The sequence below is a fragment of the Bacteroidia bacterium genome (assembly GCA_033391075.1).
Lineage (GTDB): Bacteria > Bacteroidota > Bacteroidia > J057 > J057 > JAWPMV01.
Window position 1 is genome coordinate 1,791,717 of sequence record JAWPMV010000001.1, and the last position, 13,309, is coordinate 1,805,025.

A 13,309-nucleotide genomic window follows, 5' to 3' on the forward strand; every position below is an offset into this window, starting at 1 on the left:
AATGACTATTTCTTCTTAGCCCTAAGGGCAGCTTCATATGATTTTCTCGCCCATGCAGCCAATTGATCCCGATTTTCTATGACATCCTGAGGCACTTCCCAATAAGGCATACCCTTCTTTTTTCCTCCCATGCTAAAAGGCTTCATACCGCGTGCCTCATAATCCGCTTGATTGTATTCATCTACTTTGAGGCGTAAAACCAGGTCGCGATTGACCATAGCGATCATGTGGCCTTCGTGAAAGATGCCAGCTCCGCCAAACATTCGTTTGATGGTAATGGGGCCAAAAGCATCAAATTGTCCAGCAAGAAAGTCGAGATGTTCCTGAGGTATCCCCATTTTTATAAATGTTGAAATGAAGCCAAATTACCTAAACTGCCATCATCACTTGTTTGGCAGCTCGGCTACCGGCACTACTTTCATGTTTATATCCGCAAACTTCCAGGGCCGATTCTATAGCACCTACAGTAGCCAGGAGGTCATTTTGATTGACCGCTCCCATATGACCAACTCTGAAATATTCAGACTTTATTTCGCCCAACAATCCTCCAGCTACAATTACTCCTGCCTGAACGATGGCTGCACGAAATTTAGCTCCATCTACTCCTTCCGGATAGTAAGCAGCAGTCAGTGAATTTGCTGCAATTTCTGGTCTGATGGCAAGGGGTTTAATATTCAAGGCTTGCATTGCAGCTCTGAAGGCATCTGCTATTTTTTGGTGCCTGTCAAATCGTGCATCCATACCTTCTGCCAGAATTTGTTTCAGGCTTACTTCGAGTGCGATCACAAGGTTTACAGCCGGTGTACCAAAGTAGGAGGGCTTCCGGGCTTCATAGGCCTGCATAATAGGGAGCCAATTCGCCCAGTCCGCATAATAGTTGCTCACGGGGGTTTTTCTATTTTTCCAAACCTCCATAGCTCTTTGAGAAGCTACCAACAAGGCCAAACCCGGAGGTACAGCCACGGCCTTCTGCGAAGCGGTAAGAACTATGTCCAGCCCCCATTCCTCTTGCCTGATTTCTTCTGCAGCTACGGAACACACTCCATCAAGTACTGTCAGGGTATTATATTTTACGCCTAAAGCTCCTATCGCTTTCGGATCAATTCTCACCCCTGTAGAGGTATCTACATGGGTGAAAGTGAGTAATTTATAATCTTTGCTTGAAATAGCATTTTCTATGCGTTCCATAGAGACCACTTCTCCAGTGGTGGCTTCCAGCATATCTACCTCTGCTCCATATCTTTTGAGAAGATTGGCAAAGCGATCTCCAAAATATCCGCTGGAAATCACCAGGGCTTTATCTCCGGCTTCGATGAGATTGCAACCAGCCATGTCCATAGCCAAAGTACCGGTACCGGCAATGATAAATGGCTGACCGCCAGGACTGAGCCAAACCTCTCTGAGCATTTCGAGAGACCGACCAAAGGATTCGATAAAATTAGGGGCAACGTGGCTGGGAGTAGGTACACTCATCGCTGCCAAAACTTCCGGCTCAAATTCGATAGGACCGGGGATCATGAGTAGCTTTCTTCCTTTCATTGGGCTGAATGGTTTATCAATAGATTTGGTGAGACAAGTTAAAACCTTATCCCGATATTCTTATAACATTCGCTGAATAAAGCAGCCTCACTCGACCAGTTGGTAGTTTCCTTCGGCGCTAATCTGAAATTCGCTCAATTGTTTTTTGGATTCAAAGTCTTGATAGAGGGGAATGAGATTTTCCCAAAAGGCAGTATGTTGGGGAAATTGTTCGAATAGCTGCTGAGTAGTAGCTGATTCCATTTTCGCGGGAAAGATGTGAACCGAAATCCGTCTTTGCCCTTGTAGACTGGCTTGTTCAGCCAGGACAAAGAGTTCTTCTATACCCGGATCACCCAAAGGAATGCAGCCAATGGTAACACATTTTCCATGAATAAAAATATCGCTGCCGGGTTCCTGTGGATCTCCTTTGATGCGGTCTGATTTATTGGGATAGTTGAGGCCTAAAGAAAGGTGGAATTGGCTTTTGGGATTGAATCGATCGATGTGATACAGTCCTTCGGGGATTTGTTTATCTCCTTCCTTTCGCTTGGGCCCCAGACTTCCGGAACTTGTACAAAAATCATAGCTTTTGAGCAGGCGAAAACTTTCCTCCGAAAGCGATTTTATATATACCTCCAAAATCTCCTCCTGCTTGAATGCACGTATAAAGATTTCGTATCCTTTCTCAGCATCCAGGCCAAAGTCTTTCAGGTCGGATTTCCATTGCTCCCGAACCTCCTCATATACAAAGCGATCTGATTTCTCATTAGGAGAAGTACAATTGATCATTATGAGGGGCAGAAGCATAAATATGAGAAGTCTAATTTGTGTTTTCATCGGAACGTAAATCGGCTACTTGTTCAGAAGTCAGGCCATAGATCGGCGGACTTTCTATGCCTAACATAGCCAGATATACGTAAATCTGACCTCTATGGTGAATTTCATGTTCAAGCATGGCCCGTAACCACTTCCAAAGGGTAATTTCGATTCCGGCTGGGGTCTTGCATTTTTTGTGAAGGTCTTCTTCACTCAATTGTGAAAAAATAGCATAAGATTCTTCCTGCATCTTTTTATAGTAGGCAATTACAGCCTCATAGCCTTCTGCGAGTTCCGGTCCGCAACCATTATAACGACTAGGTCTGAAGCGAGCATTTTCCGCATACATATCTCTTTCTATACTGGCCAGATGTCGGATAAGATCACCAAAACTAAAACTCTTTTCTCCCCATTTCCATTCGATTTTGTCTGGAGGGATGTAGGGGAATAAACGGGAGGTCCGTCCTTTTACTCTCTGGTAGTATTTCAAAAATGTGTCCAGATCTGTGATTTGCATAGTTTCTTCTTTAAGGACTTAGATATCCATTATCATTTCATATTGATTGATATAGTTCTCAAATCCCAATTCTGCAAGGGTATCAATCAGTTTTACTCTTGAGGCATCTACATTCACCAAGCGGATGTTCTCACATAGCGGAGAGAGCTTGGAGATAAGTCCGGCAAATGCATCCTCGGGAAGCTCATAATGTACCAGCATTTTTGCCTCAGGCTTAACTATATAGTAGGAATTATCATATTGATCTAAAAGGTAACATTGAAAGCTAGTTTCATTTTTGGAAATTGCTTCATACGTAAAATCCCAGGAATAAAATTGCTCTTTTTGGCGAATAAGATCTTCGATGGAGGATAACTTTACTTCTTTCTGGCTAAGTGAAGATTCTCCAATTTTACAGTCTCCTCGAAAAGACAGCAGTGACTTAATTTTGCGAAAGCCAATCCTTTCATATACTCGAATGGCTCTGTCATTGGCTTGGATAACTTCCAATCTACAATTCTGAACGCCCCTTTCTGCCAAGTGTGGAAGTGCTTCTTGGTATATGCGATCTACAACTTTCTGACTTCTATAGGCCGGAATTACTCCTGTGCCTGTATTAAAGGCAGTTAGGGCTCCTTCTTGTGTATCGATGCCATTCATAATAAATCCTACTAATCGTTCCTCATCGAACATCCCAAAGGAAAGCTCATACTCAACCCTTGCCCCTCGAAACCTCTCCTCCCAATAGTCAATACTCTCTGGCATTTTGACAAAATATCCTTCAAAAGCTTCCAATAAACATGCGACTATATCGCTCAAATTTGTATCTGCAAGTGATTTGATTTTCATAGCCAAAATCTATCCTTTTTTAGGGAAAGCCTTTTCATTTTTCTGCAGGAAAGGAGGAATTTTCTCCCAAAAGTGAATTTTCTTAGGGAATTTCCTAGCTTGATAAGGACAACAGAGCTGCGGAGTGGGCCTTTAGGATGTGAAACCAGATTAAAACTACTATCATGGAAAGAAGAACTTTCCTTCAATCAACATCCGTCATAGTCGCCGGATCCTTATTTACCACCTTATTTGCCTGCAAAGACAAGATTATGGAAGAAGTTGCTGCGGCCCGGACCAATTGGGCTGGGAATCTGACCTATAGCACTGACAAACTGTATGAACCTTCAAATGAAGCTGAATTGCTGGAGCATTTGAAAAAAGTGGACCATAGCAAAGCTCTGGGTAGCTGCCACTCATTCAATAAAGTAGCGGATAGCAGGTACAGCCAAATTTCCCTGGAGAAGATGGGAAAAGTCATGGAGATCAATGCGGCTGAAAGTACTGTAAGAGTTTCTGCCGGAATTCGATATGGAGAATTGGCCAAACACCTGCATGAAAATGGCTTTGCCTTACACAATCTTGCTTCTCTACCGCATATTTCCATTGCGGGTGCCTGTGCTACGGCTACACATGGCTCAGGTGATTCCAATGGCAATCTCCCAAGTATCGTTCGTGAAGTTGAACTCATCAATGCTGCCGGAGAGAAAGTGATCCTGAAAAAAGGAATTGATCCCGATTTCGAAGGAGCAGTTGTGGGATTAGGTGCCCTGGGATTGATAACTCATCTGAAACTTGAGATTCAACCTGATTTTGAGGTAAGACAAGACATTTACCTGGATTTGCCGATTGCTAGCATGGAGGAGCATTTTGATGAGATTTATGCGATGGGATATAGTGTGAGTTTGTTTACAGATTGGGTAAATGGGACCGTAAATCAGGTCTGGCTCAAGAATCGAGTAGGGGATGGAGAGCTGAATCTACCGGATGATCTCTTTGGTGCAAAAGCCGCTGATCGGAATGTTCATCCGATTTTAGAGATTTCTCCTGAGAATTGTACGGATCAGATGGGAGTTGCAGGACCCTGGCATGAGCGTTTGCCTCATTTTAAAATGGATTTTACCCCGAGTAAGGGAGACGAACTACAGTCCGAGTTTTTTGTGCCAAGAATGTATGCGGTGGAGGCATTGAAGGCTGTTTATGCAATGGGAGAAAAGATATACCCTGTCTTGCTAATCTCAGAAATCAGGAGCATAGCAGCGGATGATCTTTGGATGAGTCCTTGCTACCAGGAGGCCTGCATAGCGCTCCATTTTACCTGGAAGCCTCAGACAAAAGAAGTCATGGAACTCCTGCCTCAGCTTGAAGATGCTTTGCGACCCTATCGGGTGCGACCACATTGGGGCAAATTGTTTACGGTTTCTAAAGAGTATCTGGAAGGTATTTATACTAAAATGCGGGACTTCCGTGCGCTTATTGATAAACATGATCCGGATCGGAAATTCAGCAATGAGTTTTTGGAGAAGTATGTGTATGGGAGAGAGGTTTAAAATAAACTGACAATTATCAATTGTCATCCAGACCCAAGTGGAGGGACCTCTATCATGCGCCTCTAATTCCCATTTAATAAGATAAGCGAAAAGCTAAGGAAAGTATTTTAGGCCCCTCGACGGCGCTCGTGCTGCCACTTGTAGTTTAAGGATTATCCTAAAAATAAGTCATCATTTCCTCCAAATATTTCTGATCCACTTCAGAAAAATCATCATATTCATCGCTATCTACGTCCAGAATGAGGGTGGTTTTTCCATCCACCACTTTAGGTACTACAATTTCTGACTTGGAAAGGCTGCTACAGGCAATATGACCCGGGAAAGCATTTACATCTGGTACAATGAGGGTTTTCTGTTGGGATGCGCAGGCTCCACAAACTCCTTTGCTCAGAGGAATACGGGTACAGGCTAAAGGTCCCTGAAAAGGCCCTAATACCAATTCTCCTTCCTGCATACGATAAAAGCCTACCCAAAAGAAATCAAAGGCTTCCTTTAGCATAGCACTCGCATTGGCCATATTGGCAATGGGATCACTTTCTACTTCAACTACAGCTTTGATTTGAGGGAGCAATTCCTGGTAACGTTCTTCACGCGTGAGGTTGGGAGTAAGGAGGATTGATTCTGCCATAAGCTGATTTAACGAAAGTGTCTTTTTTTAGTTGGGAGAGGATAGGGGAAAAGCTTGAATTGCAAGCTCGCCGACATCCATCACTTCCAGCTCGAATTACAAATTTGAGTTTTTCCTTTCTACTATCAAAACCAAAAGAATCCCCAGGGTATAGGCCACCATATCCCCCCAACTGAAGGCATGTCCAAGAATAAGTTTGGCTGCCAGGCTTTCCTCCATTCCCAGCCAGCTAATCAGGCCGAGGGCTTGACTGAATTCTAGCAAGTAGGAGAAGATAAGCGTGCCAAATGCGGCTTGTTTAACAGATAAGCTTGTGAAGCTTTTTAAGAAGGTATAAATGAGAATGACGGCCAAAAAGTCTCCTACATAGGGGCGAATAAAAGGATCGTTTAGAAAGGCGGCTATCAGTGCTTCTATGAGGAAAAGGAAACAAAAGGCAAGGAAATATTTCTTGTTGAATGATAGGGACATAAAAAAGGGGAAATCTGCGTTCCCTTTCCTAATTGCATATTTTATTTAAAAGCCCCAAATCATGATTCGCTTATCTCCTAAAGCCAATGCAAAGGTTTTCTGTCTTTCCTGCACACTGGATTTAATCCAGGAAATTTTTCCGTAAAAAATCCTGAAAAGCAGCTTGATACTGTTTGCTGACAGGAATGTAAATACTTCCCTCAAAAACGATGCGGTTTCGCTCAATGGTTTGTATCTGATCCTTTCGTACTATGTAAGACCTGTGAACCCGCATAAACTCATCAGCTGGGAGTTTCTCTTCCAGCTTCTTCATGGACATAAGAGACATGATAGCTTTACCTTCTCTTAGATGAAAACGGAGGTATTCTCGCATTCCCTCTACATAACGGATATCAGCATAATTGACCCTGATGATTTTGTATTCAGATTTGATGAGTAAGAAATTATCTCCCTGTGTTGAAGCTGAATTCTTTTGCTGCTTTAAACTAATAATGGAATTAGCCTTGCTAGCAGCTTTTAGAAACCCAGAATAGCTAATCGGTTTCAATAAATAGTCAAGGGCGTCCACTTTAAATCCTTCAATCGCATATTCACTATAAGCAGTAGTGAATATGACTTCTGGTCTTTGGGTCAGGGATTTTACAAAGTCCATTCCACTGAGGTCTGGCATATTTATATCCACAAACATCAAATCGACTTCCTTATCCTGTAGGTAATTGGCCGCATCAATTGCACTTTCGAAGCTTGCATCCAATTGAAGAAAGGAGGTTTTCTCAATATATGCTTCCATCTGCCTGAGCGCCAGAGGTTCATCGTCTATGGTAATACAGTGGATCATATGGGGATCAATAGATTTACGGTATAAATATCTTCATGATCATGTACATCCAGGATGTAATGCTTCGCATACAAAAGTTCGAGCCTTTTGCGTGTATTTTGTAAACCTATTCCCGAATAGTTTTCTTCTTGCGATTCCCGATGGTTGCTATTGCTAATCTCAAAGCTGAGGCTATTGGAGGTCCACTCCAGGCTAATGGAGATAAAGGAAGGATTTGAATAACTGATGCCGTATTTGAAGGCATTTTCAAGCATAGAGGTGAAAAGCAATGGAGGGATTTGTTTATCAGGGATTAGGTCTGGAATTTCAAGGAGGATATCCACTTTGCTGGGATAGCGAAGCTTCATCAGTTCCACATAGCTTTCGATAAATTCTACTTCCTTTCTAAGCGGTAAGAATTCCGCTTCAGAATCATAGAGCAAATGCCTCATCAGCCTGGATAATCGAATGATGGATTCCTTGGCTTCAGTCGTATCAATATCTATAAGGGCATGAATATTATTAAGGGTATTCATGAAGAAGTGTGGACTTACCTGATTCCTGAGAAAAGCCAGCTGATTACTCACATTTTCTCGTTTTAATAAAGAATGCTCGCGTTCTTCGCGGGAAAGTTTAATGAAGGAATTCAGTCCGGTATCTACCCCAATAATTAGTAAACACAAAAAGGAGGAGATTAGGTAACTAGGGAAGGGGCGATTGGGTCTTCCTGTTTGAAGAGGATTCCCAGGACCTTGTAATGGAGGAGGCCCAGGAGGACGTTCATTTATCGTTTCAAATGGAGGGGGATTTAAATGTGCAGAAGGGCTTAAGAGGGATGTACCAAATGCAATCAATACCACCAGCCCCAAAACAGCCAAAACATAAGACCATCTTCTTTGCTTAAAAAACAGTTTAGGCAAAAGAAGGAATCGATTGACCAGAAAGGCCAGAAAGAGCGAAATATTGGGCTTTGAAAGGGAAAGGGCTCTTTCCCAGCTAAGCCCCTCTTGAAAATCTGAAAATATAAAGGGCATAGAAAATATCCCTATCCAAAAAATAGCGATAATAACATTCTCAATGTACTGGAGTCTATGTAGTTTAAACAAAGCCATGCCTGCAAGCTAATATACGACTTCTAGCAGTCCGCGAAGTTTCCTGAGATGAGTATTGGGAAAATAGACAAAGACTTAGGACTCTTTTTTCAAAGTCTTTATATCAGCAATGAGCTGACGAAGAGAGGTCTTACTTAATCCATTGTAAATACCTCGAATGTATCTTTGCTTGTCAATAAGAACAAAGTTTTCTGTATGCAGGAACTCATGTTCGTCTTTTTGAATACCTAAATTTTCCTCTACAAAATATTCCTTTCTCCCCAGCCGGTATATTTCTTCTCGTTTCCCTGTAGCCAAATGCCATTTTTTAGAAAGTATTCCTTTTTCCTCTGCATATGCTTTAAGCACTTTAACGGAATCCTTCTCGGGAGTCACGGAATGAGAGAGTAATAAGATTTCATCATCATTGATAAAGGCTTCTTGAAGAAGAGACATATGGTTAGTCATTTTGGGACAAATGCCCGGACAAGTGGTAAAAAAGAAATCCGTTACATATATTTTTCCTTCAAAGGTCTTTTCGCTGATAGTTTCACCTTCCTGGTTGATAAGTTCAAAAGGAGAAATTTTGTGAAAAGTATCCAGCTTAGAGGATGCTGATAACAACCAGTGAGGTTGGTAAGTCGCCTCCTTATAATAGGGTAAAAAATCAACCCTGCTCGACAAAATTGAGCTGTGATCTTTCTTCACATTTTGTTTACATCCTCCCATAGCCATTAGGAAAAGGAAAAAGGGGAGAAAATTAATTGCCTTCATAATAGCTGATTTTTTCATCTTCCAATCTATAGCATAACATGGCGCGTTTCAGGCCAAAAGATCTTCCATTTCTCGCTTCGTAATTCGCGTATAGGGATCCATTTTCATTATAAGCCTTTTGCAACCCTACTTCCTTGCCCAAATCGTAGTTCATGTGCTTGAAAAGCTGACCGCTTTTATACCATTTTTTATAGGAACCATGAGGCTTGCCCAGGTAATAATTTCGGATAGCCAGCGGGGGATGTCCCTGATTGCCAAACCAATTATGAACCCTTCCATGTACAAGATTTTTATGATAAGGGGTAATGTGTTTCAAATGACCATCCGGATAATAGGCCCAGGATTTTCCTTGCTTTTTCCCTTGATAAAATCCAGTTTTCTTCTCCAACTTTCCATCAGGAAAGCGTTTGATTGAATAGCCTGAATAGGGAATTCCATGTAAACTCCAGCTTCCTGTACTCCGATTTAGTACCAAATCCTCTTCGGCTGTTTCTATTGCTGGTATTTCATAGGTGGGAAGCTCGGTAAGACCTGCTTTAGGCTGAGATGAAATTTGGATTCCAGCAGACCGATCACAAGCCCATACAGATAACAGGATAAGCAGGAAGTAGATTCTCATATTTTTAATGTTGGAGGGGAATATCTGCCATAAGCCATTCTTATGGCAGATATGTGGGTTTCGCTTAAAAATTTCCTTGAAGATTAACAGAGAAAAGTGCGATATAATCAGCGACCAAAAAATCATTTATGATGTGATAGTGATAAAAATTCTCTGCATCACTATGTTGGGTCGTACTTGTATGTCCGCCCGAGCTATCAAGGTCAGAAGGATAATCTCCCGTAGAATTGCATTTTCTTCCATATAGGAGGAATCCATCTATCATAATCCCTGCAAGCTTTTCATCATCAAAAGAAAGACCTAAATCTGAACTTCTGGCTTCTGTATGATAGTGGTATCCCGTAGGTCCTCCATGACCACCCCCACAATCAAGGGTATTAGATAGTAATTCATCCAGGGCCATATTGTTGCCTTCCCGGTCATTGTAGATAGGAGCTCCTGAAGTACAAAGACCAATGGTTCCGAGGCCTGTTTCTGTAGGACTGGCTGCTAAAGTAGGTGCTGCATCCACCGTAAAGGAAAAACTCATGGTCTCATCATCGATCGTATGAGGAGTCGGCATTGTAGAGGTCATACAAGCATCGTCTCCATTGTAAAGGGGATTGGTCGAGGCAAAGTAATAAGACTCATGATTGGGGTAGCCATTAGACTCAATCGAGATGGTGCTTCCATTAAAGGAAATGCTCACATTATCCGTATCAAACTCATCAAATGCGGAAGTAGGTGTCTCAGCTGCTCCGGATGTATTTCCGCTATCATCGGTATCCGAATTATCAGCTACATAGCCATCGGGTTGTTCACAGGCACTTTGGCTAACTCCTGGGTTTCCCAATCCATCGCCATCCGCATCCTCATACCAGCTGGTTTCGAGGCAGCTACTTTCTTCGCAAGCAGAAAATGCTACAAACAGCCCTAAAAGTATGGGCAAGGAAAATTTTAAATGCTTCATTGTTACTAAATTTTGTGTTTGAAATTTTGTTGAATAGAGTTCAAAGATTGGAAGTGCTACTGACAAGTCAGATCGCTCCAGTTTAGGCGATATACAGAGGCTAGACCATTTAGGGCTCCTTGAGAATCAGCGATGTATACATATTCCTGATTGCTATCAAGGTAAATTCCGTCCGCTTGTTGGATATCTACCTCATCCCCAATGGTTATGGTACAGATGAGGCTGCCATCGGTAGAATATTTGTAAATGTTTTGATTGACATTTCCCCCACCAAAAGCTACCATATAAAGACTACCATCACTCCCGCCAAACAAACCTGAGGGAGAACTGGCTACCTCAAAAGAGGATAAGCTTTCGACTTTTTGGAAATCCGCTTGATTTTCTTCGGTTGCTGATAGGTGGAGGTCAAGCTGATATATTCTCCTTTCTTCCTGAATACCTGCGAAAAAATATCCATCGTAATAAGTAAGAGCCTCTATTCCTCGATCAGCGCTTGTGCTAATACCTATGTCTGCTAAATTCCATTCGCGGCTCACAAGACCTGAAGTAAGGTCAAGTTCATAGATATAATTGTACTCATCACCGATATATAGCTTGTCTCCATCTTCTGCAAAACAAAGGGCTTCCATATCTACCTGCCGTCCGAGCGTCGAGGCATCAAAGGACCAGGCAGCAATAATTTCATCTGTAGCTAAGGATGCCTGAACGATGGATTTGGGATAATAAGACTCATAATCTCCCATATTTACAGGATGTACACCATTTACGGCAAAATAGGATTGAGAAGACTCATCAATAACCAGTCCACTGATCCTAAAAGAATTATCAATGCCGTTTCCGTCCCCCGCATCGATCTGATCTGCTAATGCATCTCCATAGGTTTGTACGCTACTACTTCCTGCATCATCTGTATCATTAGAATTGGAAACAAAGCCATCTGGCTGTTCACAAGCACTGATGCTATTATCTGGATTTCCCAGGCCGTCTCCATCCGCGTCTTCATACCAGTTGCTTTCCATACAAACACTTTCTCCTTCGCATGCAGCGAGGAGGGTGAATAAGGCCAGGAGTAATGGCAAGAAATACTTCATCATTGATTGATTTTTGGTTTAGTTGATCTTATCTGAATTCAAACTTATGGCAGATAAAGGCCTTCAAAAACAAAAATCAACGGAATACATAATTGTCTCAACAAATGGATAGAGTCTGTCAATGAATGGACTTCTATCCAGAAAAAACCAGAAAGCTGTAAACGAGAAAAGAGCCATTTCCAGTTATAGAAATGGCTCTTTCCTAGCAAATAAGTTGTTTACAACTCCCAAATCCTGATTCGCTTATCAGCTGAAGCCAATGCAAGCGTCTTTTCATCCGGCGACCAGGACAGGCCGTAATTTCCTTTGGCTTCGCTTGTCAGAAGCTGCTTTTCTTCCAGGCTTTCAGCATCCAGGATTATGACCGCTTTATCCGCAGTGATGGCGAGTTCGTTTCTAGTAGGAGCATAACACATACCCATGACTCCTTTGCGATTCAGCCGGTATTGCTTTTTTAGCTCCCAACTCTGGGCATCCACTTGAAATACTTCTCCACTATAGTCCAATATCCAAAGTTGATTTTTTGTTTCTATGACTCGGTTTATGGCTACTTGACCGATCTCCATTTCCTTGAGCAGATCAAAATCCGGCAGGGAAAATTTCCTGATTTTATTTCCAACTCCGGCGATGAGTATATAGCTATTATCTGGACTAATCACTTTGACACTTTGATGGCGGGCGTCGGCTTTCAATTCATTCAGGATTTCGCCTTCTGCATTTCTCAAAACCGCCATGCGTTTTTCGCCATAACTCAGGATAAACTGCTCATCATCACTCAACTTCAATCCATTGATCCCTTTTTTATGATCTTCATAGGTCTTGATCAGTTTCCCGCTTTCTTTTTCATACACATTGAGTTTCCCATCCAGAGCTCCACTCATAAGGCTATTTTCCAGTTCAAGCAATCCGTTTACGCTTTTGCTATGTCCATTCAAGTCTTGTAGATGACTCCAGTCGCTGCTGTTCCAAACTTTAAGTTCTCCTGAGAATCCAAAGGAATACAGTTTGCTGCCATCCTTGCTAAATGTTACTCCATTTACATGAGAGCTATGTCCGAGGATTATGTAATCTGCTTTCATGCCAATTTGCTTTCCAGGTTCTGTACCTTTTTGTTTTGGAGAATGAGAGAGGAGATAACTGTGATGATAAATCCAATCAGGAATACAGTCATAAACATGGTTACTGTTTGGCCCTCTACCGTCATCCAGAATCCATAGGCTTCTTTCATTTGGGCAACTTGTTCTGCCATTTCGGGACTCCCTGCTTCCAGGCCACTAGAGTAGGCCAGGTATTTTTCGGTGAAATCCGGATCAATAACCAAAACATAAAGAAGATTGTATAATCCAAATGCCAGACCTCCAAGAGCCGCTATAGCCGTTCCGATTTTCATCCCTTCTCCAAAACTCAATAGCCCTCCATTTTCTTCCTCTTTAAATGAACGGATAGCGAAGAAGATCAGGGCCATGGCAATTATTATGGTTGAATATCCTATTACCTCTCCGATTTGAAATGTTTCGGGTCCGGTTCCCATAAAGAAGATGCTCAGGAAAGGGATACCTACCATCAGGGCTGATCCTATTGCTGCGGTTTTTAAGATTCTTTTTTTCATGTCTATATATTTTTGTTGAACATGATCCCAAGGACAGGATTTAATCGCT

Annotated in this window: 16 protein-coding genes; 1 reads left to right on the plus strand and 15 read right to left on the minus strand. The window is 42.2% G+C overall.

The window, feature by feature from the left end; translation table 11 throughout:
- Positions 1-5 precede the first annotated feature (5 nt).
- The 5 genes from R8P61_07120 to R8P61_07140 all read right to left on the minus strand — a co-directional run bounded on the left by R8P61_07120 (position 6) and on the right by R8P61_07140 (position 3,682).
- Positions 6-338 carry a TfoX/Sxy family protein gene (locus R8P61_07120; protein MDW3646813.1) on the minus strand — a complete coding sequence of 111 codons (333 nt, stop codon included), beginning with the start codon at positions 336-338 and terminating at the stop codon, positions 6-8.
- A gap of 31 nt (positions 339-369) precedes the next feature.
- Positions 370-1,539: an alanine--glyoxylate aminotransferase family protein gene (locus R8P61_07125; GenBank protein MDW3646814.1), complete on the minus strand. Its 1,170-nt coding sequence runs from the start codon at positions 1,537-1,539 to the stop codon at positions 370-372.
- 87 nt (positions 1,540-1,626) lie between these two features.
- Positions 1,627-2,358, minus strand: a complete 732-nt coding sequence (locus tag R8P61_07130) for a L,D-transpeptidase family protein (protein MDW3646815.1) — start codon at positions 2,356-2,358, stop codon at positions 1,627-1,629.
- A complete protein-coding gene (locus R8P61_07135) occupies positions 2,342-2,854 on the minus strand; it encodes a DinB family protein (protein MDW3646816.1) in 513 nt (170 codons plus the stop codon). The genes R8P61_07130 and R8P61_07135 overlap by 17 nt, the downstream gene beginning before the upstream one ends.
- An 18-nt stretch (positions 2,855-2,872) precedes the next feature.
- Positions 2,873-3,682 (minus strand): GNAT family N-acetyltransferase, encoded by an 810-nt coding sequence (locus R8P61_07140; protein MDW3646817.1) that lies wholly within the window; start codon positions 3,680-3,682, stop codon positions 2,873-2,875.
- A gap of 164 nt (positions 3,683-3,846) precedes the next feature.
- On the opposite strand from R8P61_07140, the gene R8P61_07145 reads away from it, so the two are divergent.
- A complete protein-coding gene (locus R8P61_07145) occupies positions 3,847-5,211 on the plus strand; it encodes a D-arabinono-1,4-lactone oxidase (GenBank protein ID MDW3646818.1) in 1,365 nt (454 codons plus the stop codon).
- Positions 5,212-5,368: 157 nt separating this feature from the next.
- On the opposite strand, the gene R8P61_07150 is transcribed toward R8P61_07145, so the two are convergent.
- The 10 genes from R8P61_07150 to R8P61_07195 form a co-directional block, all read right to left on the minus strand.
- Positions 5,369-5,839: a GAF domain-containing protein gene (locus R8P61_07150; protein MDW3646819.1), complete on the minus strand. Its 471-nt coding sequence runs from the start codon at positions 5,837-5,839 to the stop codon at positions 5,369-5,371.
- A gap of 96 nt (positions 5,840-5,935) precedes the next feature.
- Positions 5,936-6,310, minus strand: coding sequence for a DUF2809 domain-containing protein (locus tag R8P61_07155; protein ID MDW3646820.1), 375 nt, complete (start codon positions 6,308-6,310; stop codon positions 5,936-5,938).
- 121 nt (positions 6,311-6,431) lie between these two features.
- Entirely contained in the window at positions 6,432-7,148 is a 717-nt protein-coding gene (locus tag R8P61_07160; protein MDW3646821.1) for a LytTR family DNA-binding domain-containing protein, read from the minus strand.
- On the minus strand, positions 7,145-8,161 hold the full coding sequence (locus R8P61_07165; GenBank protein MDW3646822.1) for a histidine kinase: 1,017 nt from the start codon (positions 8,159-8,161) through the stop codon (positions 7,145-7,147). The genes R8P61_07160 and R8P61_07165 overlap by 4 nt, the downstream gene beginning before the upstream one ends.
- Before the next feature lie 153 nt (positions 8,162-8,314).
- Positions 8,315-8,992, minus strand: a complete 678-nt coding sequence (locus R8P61_07170) for an SCO family protein (protein ID MDW3646823.1) — start codon at positions 8,990-8,992, stop codon at positions 8,315-8,317.
- Entirely contained in the window at positions 8,979-9,611 is a 633-nt protein-coding gene (locus tag R8P61_07175; protein ID MDW3646824.1) for a membrane-binding protein, read from the minus strand. The genes R8P61_07170 and R8P61_07175 overlap by 14 nt, the downstream gene beginning before the upstream one ends.
- Before the next feature lie 64 nt (positions 9,612-9,675).
- Positions 9,676-10,560, minus strand: coding sequence for a YHYH protein (locus tag R8P61_07180; protein MDW3646825.1), 885 nt, complete (start codon positions 10,558-10,560; stop codon positions 9,676-9,678).
- A gap of 56 nt (positions 10,561-10,616) precedes the next feature.
- Positions 10,617-11,654: a hypothetical protein gene (locus R8P61_07185; protein ID MDW3646826.1), complete on the minus strand. Its 1,038-nt coding sequence runs from the start codon at positions 11,652-11,654 to the stop codon at positions 10,617-10,619.
- Between the two features lie 215 nt (positions 11,655-11,869).
- A complete protein-coding gene (locus tag R8P61_07190) occupies positions 11,870-12,730 on the minus strand; it encodes a hypothetical protein (GenBank protein MDW3646827.1) in 861 nt (286 codons plus the stop codon).
- Complete coding sequence (locus R8P61_07195; protein ID MDW3646828.1) at positions 12,727-13,260, minus strand: DUF4199 domain-containing protein; 534 nt, start codon at positions 13,258-13,260, stop codon at positions 12,727-12,729. The genes R8P61_07190 and R8P61_07195 overlap by 4 nt, the downstream gene beginning before the upstream one ends.
- Positions 13,261-13,309: the final 49 nt, after the last annotated feature.